Consider the following 18,248-nt stretch of genomic DNA (forward strand, 5'->3'; position numbering starts at 1 on the left):
TTTTTCTCGGCTCAGCTCTTCTTGACGGTGATCGCGTGGGTGACGGCCGTTCCCGCCGCGAGCAGCACCGCGGCCGCGGCGACCAGCACACCCGTGGAGCCCAGGGCGTCCGCCGAGTTCGTCGTGTGCTGGAGGTCGGTCAGCATGATGTTGACCGGCGACACGCCCTTGCCGAGCATGACGGCCAGCAGCAGCACCAGGGCGACGACGAGCGCGTAGCCCTGCCGCCGGAACACCAGCCGTGAGCAGACCAGCCCGATGGCCATGCCGGTGAAGGCGCAGATCAGCTGGGCCTCCGTGCCGAGGACCAGATCGGCGAAGCGGACGGTGTGGGTGCCGAACAGCAGCGGCAGCGCCAGGCCGCCCACCGTCAGCAGCAGGCACCAGGCGGCGGCGGTCGCGACCGAGCCGAGCAGGACCCTGCGATGGCTGCCCGCGCTGACGACGACGATCGCGCGGTGCGGCGGGTCCTCCAGGCCGATCAGCGCCATGGTGAGCCAGGTGGAGCACAGCAGCATGGCCCCGGCCACCGCGGAGTAGGTGGCGGCGAGCGGGCCGGTGTCGCTGCTGGTCAGCACGGCGGCCAGGCCGATGAACAGAAGCAGCGGCGCGAGGTAGCGCTGGGAGAGCAGCAGCACCGTGAACATGTAGCGGACCAGGGGGATCACAGGGCGACACTCCTGGCGTCGGTACGGGAGCCGTGGTCGTGCGCGGCCCTGGCCACCGCCTCCACCGACCAGCGGTGCTGCAGTGCCGTCAGCAGTACGGTGTCCGAGTGCTCGCGGGTCACCCGCAGGATGATGCCCTGGCCCCGGCGGGCGGCGTCGACCACGCCCGGGAGCGCGTACCAGTCCAGCCGGGCCGGGACGGCGCCGGTGGCCGGCACGGTCAGGACCAGTTCGACCATCGGGGCGGGGCCCTCGGCGTGCACACCGCCGCGCCAGGTGACCCGGCCGTCGGTGATGGCGTAGGCGCCGGTGGCGTGCGTCCCGGTGATCGCCTCGCGGTGGTCGGTGAAGACCACCGCGCCGCCTTGGCCGGCCACCTCGTCGATGAACTCGCCCAGGACGCCGTGGGCCGAGGCGTCCAGGCCCGACCAGGGCTCGTCGAGGACGAGCAGGTCGGGCCGGACGAGCAGGGCCTGGGCCAGCGCGACCTTCTGCGCGTTGCCCTTGGAGAGCGTGCGCAGCGACGCGGTCGGGCCGCCGACGAGGGCGAGCCGCTCCAGCAGTTCGCCTCCGCGGGCGCGGGCGGCGGCGGTGGACATGCCTCGGATGCGGCCCATGTGGGTGAGGTAGGAGATCGCCGAGATGCGTTCGTGCGCCGTGAAGCGGTCCGGTACGTAGCCGACGGTCGGCGGTCGGCCCGAGACCGTGCCGGACGTGGGCTGGGAGAGTCCGACCAGGATCTTCAGCAGGGTCGACTTCCCGGAACCGTTGGTGCCCACCACTGCGACGGCGTCGCCGGCGGAGACCTTCATGTCCACATCGCTGAGGATCCACCGTCCTGCACCGTAGCGTTTGCAGACAGCTTTGCAGTGTAACAACTCAACTCCCGACTGTGATCTCCGCGCTCACGCTACTACAGTCAGGCATCGAGGCGGTGTCCCTGTCAACATGACGCACACCGAGGTCGGCAAAAAGGGTCGCAAGCCTGTTCAACCCTTCTTCCAATTGTTCACCGGAGAGTGAACTGCAGGACAGCCGGAGCTGGTTCTTGCCGTCCTTTCCGTCGTAGAAATGCGACATCGGAGTCCAGAGCACGCCGAACTCCTGACCGGACCTTTCGAGCAATTCGTCGTCGGCGGTGAACGGCACATTGACGACGACGAAGAAACCGCCGTGCGGGGTGTTCCAGGAAACGTCCGGGCACCGCTGGAACCGTGCTTCCAGGCCGCGCAGAACGTGCGCCAGATTGCGTCGGTAGATCTCCTGTTCGCCGGAGGTCGCCCGGGCCAGGCTGAAGTCGTTCTCCAGCAGGGCGCCGCCGATGACGGCCTGCGAGATCGGCGAGGTGTTGACGGTGACCATGCTCTTGATCCGCGAGAGCTGCTCGGCGAATCCGCCGACCTGCCCGCGCCCGTCGCGCACCCGCTGGTCGGCCACCAGGTAGCCGACCCTGGCGCCGGGGAGGACGGTCTTCGCGAACGATCCGAGGTAGACCACCGTCCGGTCGGTGTCGAGCGCCTTCAGCGTGGGCAGGCGCCCGGAGCCGTCGTGGAACATTCCGTACGGGTTGTCCTCCAGGAGGAGGATCCCTTCGCGGGCGGCCAGGTCGAGCAGTTCGCGGCGGGTCCCGAGGTCCAGGCGCAGCCCGGACGGGTTCGCGAAGTCCGGCACGATGTAGCAGGCGCGGGGGCGCAGTCCGCGCTCGCGGGCCTGGCGCAGCGTCACGGCCAGGTCCGCGAGGTCGATGCCGGTGGTACCGCTCGCCACCGGCACCACCGGCATGTCGACCAGTCGTGCCGCGCCGGTCAGGCCCACGTAGGTCGGTGCCACGGCCAGGACGACGTCGCGCTCGTCCCGGCGCAGACTGCGCAGGGCCAGGAACATCGCCTCCTGGCAGCCGACGGTGACGACGATCGACTCGGGACCGACGTGCATCCCCTCGTCCACCTCGAGGTGGCGTGCGATGAGGTGGTGCACGATGCCGCTGGTCCGTCCGTACTGGCACAGCGTGCGGCTCACCTCGGCCGGGCCGTAGCCGAGGTCCGTCGACAGGTGGTCGCAGAACCGCTCCAGGTGGCGGTGGACCGCCCGGACGTCGAAGTGGGTCTCCGTCGGCCGGCCCGGCGCGAAGGACAGGGCGTTCGGGTAGCGCGCGGTGACCTCGTTGAGGAAGGTCATGGAGGCGAGCGCCGGGTCCTCCAGTGAGGCGTGCAGGTCGGCGAGGTCCAGGTCGGCGACGTCCAGGGCGGCGAGGTCCGGGGCGGAGGCTTGCGGGCCGGCGGCTTCCGGTGCGCGGCGGTCGTCAGTCACCGGGCACCCACCTGCGGGCGTGCAGAGCGGCCGCGGCGGCCAGGTCGGCGCAGCCGGCGAGCAGCATGCCCTCGCGCAGCTCGTCGTGCAGGACGGACAGCACCTCGGAGACTCCCTTCTCACCGTCGGCGGCCAGGCCCCACAGGACGGGCCTGCCCAGTAGCACCCCGGCCGCCCCGAGTGCCAACGCGCGCAGGACGTCCGTGCCGGTGCGCACCCCGCTGTCCAGCAGGACCTCGCACTGCCCGCCGACCGCCTCGACCACCGCGGGCAGCTGGGCGATGCTCGGTACGGCGCCGTCGAGTTGGCGCCCGCCGTGATTGGACACCACCACGGCGTCCGCGCCGCACTCCACCGCCCGTCGGGCGTCCTGCGGGTCCAGGATGCCCTTGACCACGAGGGGCAGTTCCGTCCGCCGGCGCAGCTGTTCCAGCTCCGCCAGGGTCGGGACGCCGAAGAGCGCGCGGGTGTGTGCGGCCACCGCGGACACCCCGGACGCCGGGCGGTGCGCCAGGTCGTCGAGTCCGGGCTCGAGCAGCGCGGCCCGGACGTGCGGGGGCAGCGTAAACCCGTTGGTCACGTCCCGCCAGCGCCGGCCCATGACCGGCACGTCCACGGTCACCACGAGGGCCCGGCAACCGAGTTGCTCCGCCCGGTCGACCAGCGCCTCGCGTGCCTGGCGCTCGCGCAGCCAGTACAGCTGGAACCACACGTCGGCGCCGGTCTCGACGACCGCCTCGATCGGGTGGCTGCTGAGGGTGCTGAGGATGAACGGCACCCCGGCGGCGTGGGCCGCCCGGGCGGTGGCGAGTTCGCCGTCGGGGTGCAGCAGGCGCTGGTAGGCCATCGGCGCCACGAGCAGCGGCATGGCGGCGTCGGTGCCCAGCAGCCGGCCGCCGCAGTCGGCGGAGGCCGTGTCGGTCATCACCCGGTGCACCAGCGTCACCGCGTCGAAGGCGGCCCGGTTCGCGGACAGCGTCGTCTCCCAGCCGCTGCCGCCCTCGACGAAGTCCCACACCTCGGGCGCCGTGGCGGCGTGCGCCGCGCTCCGCAGGCCGGCCAGGCCGGGCGGCGCCGTGGCGGCCGGATCCTGCATGCCGCTCCTCATTCGTCCTCCGCTGCCACGGCCTCGTACAGCGCGCGGATGTTGCCGCTGCCGAACGTGGTGGCCCCGGCTCGTTCGATGACCTCGAAGAACAGCGTCTGGTGCCGGTGCGTGGAGCGGGTGAAGATCTGGAACAGCTGTCCGGCGTGGTCCTCGTCGGCCAGGATGCGCAGACTGCCGAGCTGCTCGGAGGAGTGGCGGGACAGCGCCAGCCGCTCGGGCAGCTTGCCGTAGTACGCGTCGGGGGTGTCGAGGAACTCGACGCCGGCCGAGCGCATCGTCGTGACGGTGCGCATGATGTCGTCGGTGGCGAAGGCGACGTGCTGGACGCCGGCGCCGCCGTGGTTCTTGAGGAACCCGTCGATCTGTCCCGGGTCGCGGGTGGTGTCCGGCTCGATGACGGTCAGCGTGACCAGGCCGGAACCGCTCTGCACCACCTTGGAGTTCATGGCCTGGGCGCCGATGACCATCCGCTCCTCGAAGATCATCCGGAAGTCCAGGACCCGCTCGTAGAACTCCACCGTGGCGTCGAGTTCGCCGGCCTCCACGCACACGGCGAAGTGGTCCACGTACCGCAGGCCGGTGTCGGTCACCGCCGCGTCGGTCGTCGCCGCCACGTCGGCGGCCGGCCGGGCCGCGGGCCGCTGGACGAAGGTGTGGGCCACGTCGCCGAATCCGGCCACGGACGCGGTGACGACCCCGTCCTTCTCCACCGGCTCGACAAGCGGACGGGCGCCGCGGCGAACCGCCTCGGCGAAGGCGCCGGCGGCGTCCGCGGTGCCCAGCGCGATGTCCGCGACGCCGTCGCCGTGGCGCCGGGTGTAGACGGCGTCCGGATGCTCGTCGTGCGGCGGCCGGCTGAGCACCAGGCGGATGTCGCCCCGGGCGAGGACGGCGGTGTGCTCCGCACCGGTCGGGTCCGGCTCGTCCGTGACGGTCAGCCCGTAGCCGCGGACGAACTCGGCGGTCCGGGCGTCCAGGTCGTCGACGCAGAACCGGATGTGATCGACAGTCAGGTTCTCGAAGTGGCTGCGGTCGGTGTTCACAGCGCGGCGCTCCCACTCGCGGCGGCGTCCATCGCCGCGATCAGGCTGTCGGGACGCATGTCGGTCCAGTGCTCGTTCACGTGGTCGATGCAGGACTGGCGGTCGGCCTCGCCGTGGACGGCCTCCCAGCCGGCCGGCACCTCGGCGAACGCGGGCCACAGCGAGTACTGGCCCTCGGCGTTGCGCAGCACGAGGTAGGTGGCGTCGTCGTCCTCGAAGGGATTGGTCATCGGTTGGTTCCCCCTGTGTGGTGTGCGGATGCGGTGAGTTCCCGGAGCCGGTCCGCGAGTGCCGGGCCGATCACGCGGAGGGCCTGCGGCCGGGTCATCTCCTCGTGCCCGCAGGCGACTTCGTGCCGTCGCAGCGGGCCGTCGAGGTGCGGCTCCCAGAGCTTCGCCTCGAGTCGGTCCTGATCCCCGTCCTGACCTCGGCCCTGATCCCGGTCCTGCGTCGCGGCGAAGTGCAACAGCTCCCCGTGGAAGACGCCCGGGGTGAACGCCTGGGCGGCCCGGGCGACGCCCAGGTACACGGCCGCCAGGTTGTCCCGGACCCGGTCGTCGAGCTGCAGGCCGGCGGTCTCCCGCTGTACCGCCTCGGCGACCTCCTCGGGCGACGGGACGGCGACCGGGGCCAGGTCGGCCAGCGGGTAGCCGTCCAGCACCGCGAGCAGACCCACCTGTTCGCCGGCCGCCTGGAGCTGCACGGCCATCTCGTGGGCGATCAGACCGCCCGCCGACCAGCCGAGCAGGTGGTACGGACCCTGCGGAGCGACCCGGCGGATCTCGGCGACGTACGCCGCCGCCGTGTCGGCCACCGTCGCCGGGAGGTGGTCCGGGCCGCCGTCCAGCCCCGGCGACTGCAGCGCGTACAGCGGGTGCCGGGCGTCCAGGTACCGGGCGAGTCCGGCGAAGGACCAGCCGAGGCCGGCCGCCGGATGGACGCAGAACACCGGGGCGCCCGCGCCGTCCGGCCGCAGCGGCAGCAGGACGTCCCAGTCGTCGCCGCGCCGGGACCCGTCCGCGGCAGCGTCCAGGGCGGCCGCCAGCTCCGCGACCGACGGGGACTCGAACAGCAGCCGCAGGCCGAGGTCGAGGCCCAGCGCGGTGTGGACCCGGTCGATCAGCCGGGCGGCCAGCATGGAGTGGCCGCCGGCGTCGAAGAAGCTGTCGTGGACCCCGAGGGCGGGGGCGCCGAGGACCTCCGCGAAGAGCTCGCGCAGGACGGCTTCGCGGGGGCTGCGTGCGGCGCGGTCCGGCTGTCCGGAGAAGTCCGGCTCCGGCAGCGCGGCCCGGTCCAGCTTGCCGTTCGGCGTGACCGGAAGGGCCGGCAGGACGATCACCGCGGCCGGGACCATGTGGGCGGGCAACAGTTCGGCCGCGTGCGCGCGCAGTGCGGCCGGGTCCGGCGCGTCACCGTGCGGTACGGCGTAGCCGATCAGCCGCGGCTCGCCCCGGCCGTCCTCGCGGACGGTCAGCACGGCCTGGGCGACGGCCGGATGGTCGAGCAGCGCGGCCTCGATCTCGCCCGGCTCCACCCGGAACCCGCGCACCGAGAGCTGGTGGTCGGCGCGGCCGAGGAAGTGCAGGCGGCCCTCGCGGTCCCAGCGGACCAGGTCACCGGTGCGGTACATCCGCGAGCCCGGCGGGCCGAACGGATCGGGCAGGAACCGCTGCGCGGTCAGCCCGGGCCGGCCGAGGTAGCCGCGGGCCAGGCCGGGACCGCTCACGTACAGCTCCCCGGCGACTCCCGGCGGCACGGGCCGCAGCCGCTCGTCGAGGACCCGCACGCCGGCGCCGCCGATGGGACGGCCGATCGACGGGCGGTCCTGGCCGGTCAGCGGCTCGCTCATGGTGGCGCACACGGTCGTCTCGGTCGGCCCGTACGCGTTGATCAGGCGCCGTCCGGAGCCCCAGCGGCGCACCGCGTCGGCGGGCATCGCGTCGCCGGCCACGGCCAGGGTGCGGACCGTCGCCAGCCCGTCCGGCGGCAGGACCGACAGCGCCACCGGCGGCAGGGTCACGTGGGTGATGCGGTGCCGGGCGATCAGCTCGGCCAGCGGGCGGCCCGGCATCAGTTCCTCCCTGGTGGCCAGCACCAGTTCGGCACCGGACAGCAGCGCCATGCACAGTTCGGAGAAGGCCCCATCGAAGCTCGGCGAGGCGAACTGCAGCACCCGGTCCGCCGCGGTGACCTGGAACCGGTCGATCTGCCGAGCCGCCAGGTTGGCGATGCCCTCGTGGGTCACCACCACCCCGTTCGGGCGGCCGGTGGAGCCCGAGGTGTGGATGACGTACGCCGGATGGGCGGTCAGCAGCGCGGTGGTGCGGTCCTGGTCGGCCGGGTCGGTGTCCGGTGCCGCGTCGAGCGTCCGCGCGGTGAGCGGGTCGTCGAGCACCAGCGCGGCGGCCGGCTCCGGCAGCCGGTCGGCCGTCGAGCGCAGGGCGAGCACCCGGGACGGCCGGGCGTCGGCCAGCATGTGCCGGATCCGCTCGGCCGGGTAGTCCGGGTCCACCGGCAGGAAGGCACCGCCCGCCTTGAGCACGGCCAGCACGGCGGTCACCTGCTCGGGCGAGCGCGGCAGCAGCAGCGCCACGGTGCTCTCCGGGCCCACCCCGAGCGAACGGAGGTGGTGCGCCAGCCGGTTGGCCCGGCGGTTCAGCTCCGCGTACGACAGGGTGTCGTCGCCGGAGCGCAGCGCCGTACGGTCCGGCGTGCGCGCCACCTGCCCCTGGAACAGCTCCGGCATCGTCCGCGCGGGGACCGGGGGCTCCGGAGCGGCGGACCACCGCTCGAGGTCGAGCCGCTCGGGCGGCAGCAGCACGTCCAGGGAGCCGATCGGCGCCCGCGGGTCGTCCGCCACGGCGGCCAGCAGGGCCACCAGGCGGCCGGCCAGCGCGGTCACGGTGGCCTCGTCGAACAGGTCCGCGTTGTACCGGATGCTGCCCCGCACGCCGGCCGCCAGGCCCTCCGGCGTGTGGCTCTCGCCGAGGGAGACGTCCAGGTCGAACCTGGCAGTGCCGGGGTCCACCTCCGGCTGGGTGATCGTCAGGCCGTCCAGGTCGAACCGCGGCGGCTCGGTGTTCTGCAGCACCAGCAGGACCTGGAAGAGCGGGTGCCGGGACACCGAGCGGGTCGGGCTCAGCACCTCGACCAGCCGCTCGAACGGCACGTCCTGGTGGGCGTAGGCGGCCAGCGCGGCGGTGCGGACCCGGTGCAGCAGCGTGACGAAGTCCGGATCGCCGGAGGTGTCGGTGCGCAGCACCACGGTGTTGGCGAAGAAGCCCACCAGCTGGTCGAGCGCCTGGTCGCCGCGGCCCGCCAGCGGGCTGCCGATCGGGATGTCCGTCCCGGCGCCGAGCCGGGTGAGCAGCGCCGCGAGCGCGGCCTGGAAGACCATGAAGGTGGTGACGCCCTCGCGCCGGGACAGCTCGGTCAGCTTCCGGTGCAGCCGCGCGTCCAGGTCGAGCGGCACGTGGCCGCCCCGGTGGCCGGGCACCGTGGGGCGCGGACGGTCGGCGGGCAGCGTCAGCTCCTCCGGCAGGTCCGCCAGGGCGTTCCGCCAGTGGGCGAGCTGCCGGGCGATGGCGCTGTCCGGGTCGTCCTCGGTGCCGAGCAGGTCCCGCTGCCAGAGCGTGTAGTCCGCGTACTGGACCGCCAGCGGCTCCCACTGCGGGGCCCGGCCCGCCGAGCGGTCCCGGTAGGCGGTGGTGAGGTCGCGGGCGAGCGGGGCGTACGAGGAGCCGTCGCCGGCGATGTGGTGCAGCACCAGGAGCAGGACGTGCTCGGTCGGCGAGAGCCGGAACAGCGCGGTGCGCAGCGGCGGTTCGACGGCGAGGTCGAAGCCGGCGCGGGTCGCGGCGGTCAGCACGGCGGGCAGCTCCGCGTCGGTGACCGGCACCGTGACGAGGGCGACCGGGCCGTCCTCGGCGGCGAGGATCCGCTGGTGCGGGTCGCCGTCGTGGTCCGGGAAGACGGTGCGCAGGGCCTCGTGCCGTTCCACCACGTCCCGCAGTGCGGCGTCCAGCGCCGCCGGGTCGAGCTCCCCGGACAGCCGCAGGGCCAGCGGGATGTTGTACGCCCCCGAGCCGCCGTCGAGCCGGTTGAGGAACCACAGCCGCTGCTGGGCGTAGGACAGCGGGATCACCGCGGGGCGGTCGGCGGGGACGAGCACCGGGCGGGCGCTGTCCGCGGTGTCCAGCCGAGCCACCAGGCCGGCCGGGGTCGGCGTCTCGAAGACGGCGCGCAGCGGGAGTTCGACCCCGAACGCGGAGCGGACGGCGTTGCCGAGCCGGGTGGCCAGCAGGCTGTGCCCGCCGAGCGCGAAGAAGCCGTCGTCCGGGCCGACCGAGGGCACCGCGAGCACCTGGGCGAACAGCTCGCCCATCAGCTCCTCGCGCGGGTCGCGCGCCCGGCCGCCGGCGGCGCGGGCGGTGAGGTCCGGGGCCGGGAGGGCGTTGCGGTCGAGCTTGCCGTTGGCGTTCGTCGGCAGCGCGTCCAGCAGGACGAACGCCGTCGGCACCATGTACTCCGGCAGCGCGGCGGCGGCGTGCGCGGCGAGTTCCGCGCCGGTCGCCCCGCTGCCCGGGCGCACGGCCACGTGGGCCACCAGGCGCCGTTCGCCGGCCGGGTCGGCCACGGCGCTGACCGCGGCGGCGGTCACCGCCGGGTGGCGGGTCAGGACGTTCTCGATCTCGCCGAGTTCGATCCGGAAGCCGCGCACCTTGACCTGGTCGTCGGTGCGGCCGAGGTAGTCCAGGGCGCCGTCCGGGCGGCGGCGCACCAGGTCGCCGGTGCGGTACATCCGGGCGCCCGGCCCGCCGAAGGGGTCGGCGACGAAGCGCTCGGAGGTCAGCGCGGGACGGCGGAGGTAGCCGCGGGCCAGACCCGGGCCCGCCAGGTACAGCTCGCCGCGGACCCCGGTGGGGACCGGTCGCAGCCGCTCGTCCAGGACGTGGGCGCGCACGTGCGGCAGGGGCCGGCCGATCGGCGGCGCGGCGGTCTCCTCGCCGGTGGCCTCCTCGTCCTCCGAGTACCAGGCGGTCGCGTAGACGGTGGCCTCGGTCGGGCCGTAGATGTTGGCCAGCCGCGTGCCGGGCAGCAGGCGGCGCACCTCCCGGACCAGGTGCTCCGGCAGTGCCTCGCCGGCCATCACCAGGGTCCGGGCGGAGAAGGCGACCTCGCCACCGGCGAGCAGCGCGGCGAACACCGACGGCACGCCGCTGACCAGGCTGCCCGACCAGGGCCGTTCGGCCAGTTCCAGCAGGTCGCGCACGATCTCGACGTGACCGCCGGTCAGCAGTGGCGCGAACAGCTCGAACACCGAGACGTCGAAGGAGAGCGAGGTGGCGGCCAGGACGTCCGCCAGTCCCTCGGCCCCGAAGCGGTCCGCCGCCCAGTCCAGCAGCCGGGCCATGCTGCCGTGCGGAACCACGACGCCCTTGGGCCGCCCGGTGGAGCCGGAAGTGTAGATGACGTACGCGGGCGAGTCCGCCGCGATCGCCGCGCACCGCTCCACGGCGGAGCGGGCGTCGGCGTCGGCGGAGAGCGCGTCGGCGAGGGCGGCCAGAACCGCGGGGTCGTCCAGCCGGACCCGGGGCAGCACGGACGGCTCGGGCATCCCCGGCACCGGCTCGCCCTCGGTGATCATCAGGATCGGCCGGGCGTCGGCGCAGGCGAAGGCGATCCGCTCGGCCGGCTGGGCACGGTCCACCGGAAGGTACGCCGCGCCGGACTTCAGCACCGCGAGCACCGCGACCAGCATCCGCTCCGAGCGCGGCAGCGCCACGGCGATCACGCGCTCCGGACCGGCGCCGCCGGCGACCAGGAGCCGGGCCAGGCGGTCGGCTTCGGCGTCGAGTTCGGCGTAGGACAGGGTGCGGCCCGCAGAGCTGACCGCGGGCGCCGCGGGCGTGCGCCGGGCCTGCGCCGCGAAGCGCAGCGGCACCGGGTCGAAGTGCGCCGGGCCGGACGGCTGCGCGTCGGCGGGCCGGGGCCGCTCCTGGGGCGTCAGGATGTCGACGTCCCCGATCGGCAGGGCCGGGTCGCCGGCCACCGCGCTCAGGAACCGGATCAGCCGGTCGGCCAGCGCGGCAGCGCTCGCCGCGTCGAACAGGTCCGCGCAGTAGCCCATGGTGCCCTCGACACCGGCCGGTTCGCCCGCCGGTGAGCGGGTCTCGCGCAACTGGACGTCGAGGTCGAACTTGGCCGTCCGCTGGGGGATCCGCTGCCCGGTGACGTCGAGCCCCGGCAGGGTCACCGCGTCGCCGCCGCCGGGCTGCAGCGCCAGCATCACCTGGAACAGCGGGTGCCGCGCCAAGGACCGCGGCGGCGCCAGCACCTCGACCAACCGCTCGAACGGGACGTCCTGGTGGGCGTAGGCCTCCAGGTCGTCCGCGGCCACCTGCCGGAGCAGGTCGCCGAAGGCCGGGTTGCCGCCGGTGTCGGTGCGCAGGACCAGGGTGTTGACGAAGAAACCGACGAGCCGCTCCAGCGAGGCGTCGGCGCGCCCGGCGACCGGGGTGCCGATCGGCAGGTCGGTGCCGGCTCCCAGCCTGGTCAGCAGCGCCGCGAGGGCGGCGTGCAGGACCATGAAGAGGGTGGCGCCGTGCTCGCGGGCCAGGCCGAGCAGGTCCGCGTGCAGTTCGGCCGGCAGCCGGAAGGCGACCTCCGCGCCCCGGTAGCTGAACTCGGGCGGCCGCGGCCGGTCGGTCGGCAGCTCCAGGCCCTCCGGCAGCCCGGCCAGCCTGTCGCGCCAGTAGGCGATCTGGCCGCTGATCCGGCTGTCCGGGTCCTGCTCGCTGCCGAGCACGGCACGCTGCCACAGCGCGTAGTCGGCGTACTGGACGGGCAGCGGCGGGAACTCCGGTGCCCGGTCGGCCAGGCGCGCCGCGTAGGCGGTGCCGAGGTCGTGGGCCAGCGGGTCCATCGACCAGCCGTCGCCGGCGATGTGGTGCAGCACCACGAGCAGCACGTGATCGGTGGGCGTCAGTCGGAAGAGCGTCGCGCGCAACGGGAGTTCGGCGCCGAGGTCGTGGCCGCGGGCGGCCTCGGCCGGCAGCGACCGTTCGAGCGCGTCGGCGTCGGTGTCCACCACGGCGAGGTCGGGCCGCGCCTGCGCCGGGTCCAGGATCCGCTGCACCGGTTCGCCGTCCACCTCGGCGAAGACCGTGCGCAGCGACTCGTGTCGCACCACCAGATCGTGCAGGGCCAGGCGCAGTTCGCGCTCCCGCACGGGGCCGGACAGCCGCAGCGCGATCGGAATGTTGTAGGCGCCGCCGTGTTCCTCCAGCCGGTGCAGGAACCACAGCCGGCGCTGGGCGAACGACACCGGCAGCGGGTCCGGCCGGTCCATCGGGACCAGCGGGGCCTGCGCCGGGGCGGCCCGGTCGAGCCGCTCGGCGAGCGCCGCGACGGTGGGGGCCTCGAACACGGTCCGCACGTCCAGTTCGGCGCCGAACGCGGAACGGATCGCGTTGACCAGCCGGATGGCCAGCAGCGAGTGCCCGCCGAGCTGGAAGAAGTCGTCCTCGATGCCCGCCTCGGGCAGCCCGAGCACGTCGGCGAACAGCGCGCAGAGCGTCTCCTCGCGCGGCGAGCGCGGCGCGCCCGAACCGGCCTGCACCTCCCGGTCGGGTTCCGGGAGGGCCGCACGGTCGAGCTTGCCGTTCGCGGTGACCGGAAGGCGTTCCAGCACCATGAACGCCGCCGGAACCATGTACGCCGGCAGCCGGGTGCCGACGTGCGCCCGGAGGGCCTTGGCGAGCCGCCCGGCCTGCTGGAACAGCAGCGGCGCGTTGGTGTCGCGGGCCGTCTCGTCCTCGGTGGCGGGCTCGGCCCATCCGGTCGGCAGGACCGGGCCGGTGGGCCCGGAGGCGTCGGCGAAGAGCACGTCGAGCAGGCCGCCGGGGCCGGACGGCGACCAGGTGACGGCCGTCCGGTAGCCGAGCCGGTCGCCCAGCTCGTACAGCAGCGCGGGGTCGACTCCGACGGCCTGCGCGAGCCGGGCCCGCACCCGGGCGAGCGGCTCGCCCGCGTCCAGGGCGGCGGCGGCCGCCGTCTCCGGCCCGGTACGGCCGTCCGGCACGCCGGTCACCCGCAGGTTCGCCGGCCGGTGCTGCGCGAGGTGGGCCTGGAGGTCCGCCAGGTCGGTGACGTCCTGCGTCCAGCGCAGGGTGGTCGCCTCGACCGGCGGCACCGGCGCGTCCACGGCGGCGTGCAGCACGACGTCGTAGCGGTAGCGGGTCAGTTCGTTGTGGGCGTGGCCGCGCTTGACGCGGACGTCGGCGCCGGCGAGGCCGTCGGCGGCCCGGGCGAACCTGTGGAAGTAGCCGGGCGCCACCAGGAGTTCCTTCTCGCGCTCCGCCCGGCGCCGGGCCCGGCGCCGGAGTTCGGAGGCGTCCTCGGCGTCGTCGGCGCGCACCAGTTCGACGCCGGTGTGGAAGGTGTGCAGCAGGTCCAGGTTCCGCACGTCGCCCACGAACAGCGAACCGCCGGGGGCGAGCAGGGTGGTGAGTGCGGTCAGCACGCGCCGCAGGTAGTCGGCGTCGGGGAAGTACTGCACCACCGAGTTGATGACGATCGTGTCGAAGTGCCCGGCGGGCAGGCCGGTGAGGTCGTCGGCGGTCTGGGTGCTCAACCGTACGGTGGGGTGGGCTCCCAGGTGGGCGCGGAGCGTGCGGATCGCCTGCTCGGAGAAGTCGGTGGCCCAGTACGACTCGCACTCGTCGTACAGCTGGGACAGGATCAGGCCGCTGCCCACCCCGACCTCCAGCACGTGCCGCGGGCGCAGTTCGCGGATCCGCTCGACGGTGGAGCGGCGCCACTCGTCCATCTCGTCCAGCGGGATCGGCCGGCCGTCGTAGCTGCTCTCCCAGCCGGAGAAGTCCGAGCCGAAGGCGGCGGAGCGGGCGCCGTCGTACATGCCGTCGTAGATCTGCCGCCACTCGGCGACGTGCTGGACCGCCCCGGCCTCCTGTTCGGCGGGCCGCAGGCCGCCGGCGACGACGTAGGCGACCAGTTGCCGTTCGCCGCGGTGGTCGGTGCGTGCCAGCACCTCGGCCTCGGAGACCTCGGGGTGGTCCGCCAGCACCGCGGCGACCTCTCCGGGCTCCACCCGGAAGCCGCGGATCTTGACCTGGTCGTCGCCGCGGCCCATGAACTCCAGCTGCCGGCTGCCGTTCCAGCGCGCGAGGTCGCCGGTCCGGTACATCCGGCTTCCGGGCGCCCCGAAGGGATCGGCGACGAACCGCTCGGCGGTCAGGCCGGCCCGGTTGAGGTAGCCGCGGGCGAGACCGGTCCCGGCCAGCCAGACCTCGCCGGTCACTCCCGGCGGGACCGGCCGCAGCCACTCGTCCAGCACGTAGACCCGGGTGCCGGCCAGCGGCCGCCCGAGCGGCACCCGGACGTCGGCGGTGTACGGCGACCGCAACTCGTGGTGGGTGGCGCACAGCGTCATCTCGGTGGGCCCGTACAGCTGGCGCACGACCGCTCCGGGCGCGTGCTCCAGGACGCGCTGGACCGCGATCGGCGAGACGACGTCGCCACCGGTGAGCACCTCGCGGACGGTGGCCAGGCACTCGGGCGCGTCCTCGGCCACGACCCGCAGGAGCCCGGCGGTGAAGTGCACGGCGGTGATCTTCTCGTCCGCGATCAGCCGGGCGATGGCGGCGGTGTCCAGCGGTCCGGGCGGGGCGAGCACCACCTCGTTCCCGGCCAGCAGCGGCACCCACAGCTCGTAGTCGCTGATGTCGAAGGCGTACGGGGCGTGCATGAGCACGCGCTCGTGGTTGCCGGAGTCCCAGCACGGGTCGTCGACGAGGGCCACCACGTCCCGGTGCGCGACGGCCACGCCCTTGGGCAGACCGGTGGAGCCGGAGGTGTACATGATGGTGGCGAGCTGGTCCGGGTGGACGACCGGCAGGTCGGGGCCGGTCGCGGCGGCATCCGCCGCCAGCCGGCCGGCCTCCACCACGACGACCCGCGCCTCGTGCCGGAACTCCCGGGCGAGCATGGCCCGGTCGGTCAGCAGCACGGACGCCGCGGTGTCCGCCATGACGTATTCGAGCCGCTCCGCCGGGTACGCCTCGTGCAGCGGGACGCAGACCCCGCCGGCCTTCCAGACGGCGAGCATCGACACGACCAGTTCCGGGGAGCGCTCCAGGAAGACGGCGACCCGGCTCTCCGGTCCGACGCCCTGAGCCCTCAGGGAGCGGGCCAACGCGTCGGCCCGCCGGTCCACGTCCCGGTACGTCAGCTCCCGGTCCCCGGCGCGCAGGGCGACCCCGTCGGGGTGCTCCGCGGCCGTGCGGGAGAACCGGACGTGCAGCACCTCCTCGGCGCCGGTGACCTGCGCGGGGGTACCGGCGAGCAGCCGACGGCGTTCGTCCTCGCCGAGGATCTCCACGGCTCCGATCCGCCGGCGCGGGTCGGCCGCGACGGCCCGGAGGAAGCGGGTCAGCCGCTCGACGACGGTTTCGACGGTGGCACGGTCGAAGATGTCGGTGCGGTACTCGACGGTGCCCTGGACGCCGTCCGCCAGCCGGCCCTCGCGGAAGCGCTCGGAGAGGTTGAACGCCAGGTCGAACTTGGCCGACGGCAGCGGCTCCTCGGCCAGGGTCACGTCCAGGTCGGCGAAGCGGAGGTCGGCGTCGGGGGTGTTCTGAAGCGCGAGGAAGACCTGGAAGAGCGGGTGCTGGGACAGCGAGCGCTCCGGCTTGAGGATCTCGACCAGGCGCTCGAAGGGAAGGTCCTGGTGGGCGTAGGCGGCCAGGGCGTTGTCCCGGACCGCCGTCAGCAGTTCGGTGAAGCGGGGGTCGCCCGAGGTACGGGTGCGCAGCACCAGGGTGTTGACGAAGAAGCCGATCAGGTCCTCGAGGGCGGCGTCCGTCCGCCCCGAGATGGGCGAGCCGATCGGGATGTCGGTGCCCGCGCCGAGCCGGGTGCACAGGGCGGCCAGCGCGGCCTGCAGCACCATGAAGAGGCTGGCGTTGTGCCGGTGGGCGAGGTCGAGCAGCTGCCGGTGGAGTTCGGCGTCCAGGCTGAGGGCGACCGTCTCGCCGTGGAAGCCGGCCTCGCGCGGGCGCGGCCGGTCCGTGGGCAGCACGGTCTGCTCGGGCAGTGCGCGCAGCGCGTCCTGCCAGTAGCCGGTCTGCGCCGCGAGGACGCTCGCCGGGTCGTCGGGCCGGCCGAGGACCTCGCGCTGCCACAGGGTGTAGTCCGCGTACTGGACCGGGAGCGGACGCCAGCCGGGCTCCTGGCCACGGCTCCTGCTCCGGTAGGCCGCGGCGAGGTCACGGGCGAGCACGGTCAGGGACCAGCCGTCGGCGGCGATGTGGTGCTGGACGAGCAGCAGCACGTGCTCGGTCGGCGACAGCGCGAACAGGTGGGCGCGCAGGGGGGCTTCGCGGGTGAGGTCGAAGGCCTCGGCCGCGGCGGCGCGCAGCCGGCCGGGCAGGTCCGCCTCGCCGCTCTCCGTCACGGTCAGGACGGGGCGACCCTCCTGCGGGTCGAGGACGAGCTGGTGGGGCTCGCCGTCGACCTCGGGGAAGACGGTGCGCAGGGCCTCGTGGCGCGCGGCGACATCGGCGAGGGCCGCCGCGAGCGCCGTGCGGTCGAGTTCGCCGCGCAGCCGCAGCACGCTCTGCATGTGGTACGCGGAGCCGTCGTCCGCCAGCCGGTTGATGAACCAGAGCCGGCGCTGCCCGAAGGACAGCGGGATCCGCGCGGGTCGTGCCGCGGGGGCGAGGGGCGTGCGCGCGCCGGCCGAGCCGTCGATCCGCGCGGCGAGGGCGGCGACGGTGGGCGCCTCGAAGAGGGTGCGCACCGGGATCTCCACGCGCAGTCGCGAGCGCAGGGCGTTCACCAGGCGGGTGGCGAGCAGGGAGTGGCCGCCGAGCTGGAAGAAGTCGTCGTCCAGTCCCACCCGGGAAACTTCGAGGACCTCGGCGAACAGCTCGCAGAGGATCTCCTCCTGCGGGGTGCGCGGCCGGCGTCCGGGCCCGGCCGGGCCGAGGTCGGGGGCCGGCAGCGCCTTGCGGTCCAGCTTGCCGTTGGGGGTCAGCGGCAGCGCGTCGAGGACGGTCAGGACGGTGGGGACCATGTGGCCGGGCAGCCGGCGGGCGAGGTGGTCGCGCAGCACGGCCGGGTCCGGGGCGGTGCCGGGGACGGGCACGGCGTAGCCGGTCAGGACCGGCCCGCCGGAGCCGAGGTCCCGGACCACGACGGCGGCCTGGGCCACCTCGGGGTGGTCGGTGAGCGCGTGTTCGACCTCGCCGAGCTCGATCCGGAAGCCCCGGACCTTGACCTGGCCGTCGGTCCGGCCGAGGTACTCCAGGCTGCCGTCGTCGCGCCGGCGGACCAGGTCCCCGGTGCGGTACATCCGGGATCCGGGCGGGCCGAAGGGGTCGGCCACGAAGCGTTCGGCGGTCAGCCCGGGCCGGTTCAGGTACCCGCGGGCCACGCCGGCGCCCGCGATGAACAGCTCGCCGGTGGCGTCGGTGGGCGCGGGGCGCAGCGCGCGGTCGAGCACGTAGGTGCGGGTGTTCGCGAGCGGGCGTCCGATCGGCGGACGGCCGGGAGTTCCGGGGTCGACGGTGGCCGCCGTCGACCAGATGGTGGTCTCGGTCGGGCCGTAGACGTTGGTGACCTCGGCGGCCGCCTCGCCCAGCTCCCGGGCCAGGCCCTCGGGCAGCGCCTCGCCGCCGACCAGCACCTTCAGCCCCGCCAGGCCGTCCGGACCGTGGTCCAGCATGCTGCGCCACAGTGTGGGCGTGGCCTGGACGGCCGTCACTCCGGCGTCGGTGATCAGCTGCTTGAGCGTCTGCGGGTCGTGCGCGCCGTCCTGCCCCGCGAGGACCAGTTCGCCGCCGGACAGCAGCGGCAGCAGCAGTTCCAGGTTGGCGATGTCGAAGCCGAAGGTGGTGACCGCGAGCATGCGGTCGTCGGGGCCGAAGTCCAGCCGCTGCTGGAAGTCCGTCAGCAGGTTGACGAGGTTCTCGCCCGGGATCACCGTGCCCTTGGGCAGTCCGGTCGAGCCGGATGTGTAGATCACATACGCGGGGCTGAGCGGGTGCGGGCGGGCGGGACGGTCATTCGCCATGGGGATCCCTCGCTGAGGACGGC

Annotated in this window: 7 protein-coding genes; all 7 read right to left on the bottom strand. The window is 74.3% G+C overall.

What is annotated here, in order from left to right; genetic code table 11:
- Window positions 1–11 precede the first annotated feature (11 nt).
- The 7 genes from ACZ51D_RS02445 to ACZ51D_RS02475 all read right to left on the bottom strand — a co-directional run bounded on the left by ACZ51D_RS02445 (window position 12) and on the right by ACZ51D_RS02475 (window position 18,225).
- Window positions 12–668, bottom strand: a complete 657-nt coding sequence (locus ACZ51D_RS02445) for a hypothetical protein (RefSeq protein ID WP_465619420.1) — start codon at window positions 666–668, stop codon at window positions 12–14.
- Window positions 665–1,486: an ATP-binding cassette domain-containing protein gene (locus ACZ51D_RS02450; RefSeq protein WP_465660901.1), complete on the bottom strand. Its 822-nt coding sequence runs from the start codon at window positions 1,484–1,486 to the stop codon at window positions 665–667. Before ACZ51D_RS02450 ends, ACZ51D_RS02445 begins: the two co-directional genes overlap by 4 nt.
- 61 nt (window positions 1,487–1,547) lie before the next feature.
- The gene (locus tag ACZ51D_RS02455; protein WP_465661049.1) at window positions 1,548–2,846 is read right to left on the bottom strand and encodes an aminotransferase-like domain-containing protein; all 1,299 of its coding nucleotides are present in this window, start codon (window positions 2,844–2,846) and stop codon (window positions 1,548–1,550) included.
- A 124-nt stretch (window positions 2,847–2,970) separates the two neighbouring features.
- Window positions 2,971–4,074 (bottom strand): alpha-hydroxy acid oxidase, encoded by a 1,104-nt coding sequence (locus ACZ51D_RS02460; RefSeq protein WP_465660903.1) that lies wholly within the window; start codon window positions 4,072–4,074, stop codon window positions 2,971–2,973.
- An 8-nt stretch (window positions 4,075–4,082) separates the two neighbouring features.
- Window positions 4,083–5,129 (bottom strand): 4-hydroxyphenylpyruvate dioxygenase, encoded by a 1,047-nt coding sequence (hppD, locus tag ACZ51D_RS02465; protein WP_465619428.1) that lies wholly within the window; start codon window positions 5,127–5,129, stop codon window positions 4,083–4,085.
- The gene (locus ACZ51D_RS02470) at window positions 5,126–5,359 is read right to left on the bottom strand and encodes an MbtH family protein (RefSeq protein WP_465619430.1); all 234 of its coding nucleotides are present in this window, start codon (window positions 5,357–5,359) and stop codon (window positions 5,126–5,128) included. The genes hppD and ACZ51D_RS02470 overlap by 4 nt, the downstream gene beginning before the upstream one ends.
- A complete protein-coding gene (locus ACZ51D_RS02475; protein WP_465660904.1) occupies window positions 5,356–18,225 on the bottom strand; it encodes an amino acid adenylation domain-containing protein in 12,870 nt (4,289 codons plus the stop codon). The genes ACZ51D_RS02470 and ACZ51D_RS02475 overlap by 4 nt, the downstream gene beginning before the upstream one ends.
- Window positions 18,226–18,248 lie beyond the last annotated feature (23 nt).

It is taken from the genome of Kitasatospora sp. NPDC033851, assembly GCF_055576085.1.

What these genes read in the sequence shown, in the direction of transcription:
- ACZ51D_RS02475 (WP_465660904.1), bottom strand. Translation starts at nt 18,225, where the DNA reads ATGGCGAATGACCGTCCCGCCCGCCCGCACCCGCTCAGCCCCGCGTAT.
- ACZ51D_RS02470 (WP_465619430.1), bottom strand. Translation starts at nt 5,359, where the DNA reads ATGACCAATCCCTTCGAGGACGACGACGCCACCTACCTCGTGCTGCGC.
- ACZ51D_RS02460 (WP_465660903.1), bottom strand. Translation starts at nt 4,074, where the DNA reads ATGCAGGATCCGGCCGCCACGGCGCCGCCCGGCCTGGCCGGCCTGCGG.
- ACZ51D_RS02455 (WP_465661049.1), bottom strand. Translation starts at nt 2,846, where the DNA reads ATGACCTTCCTCAACGAGGTCACCGCGCGCTACCCGAACGCCCTGTCC.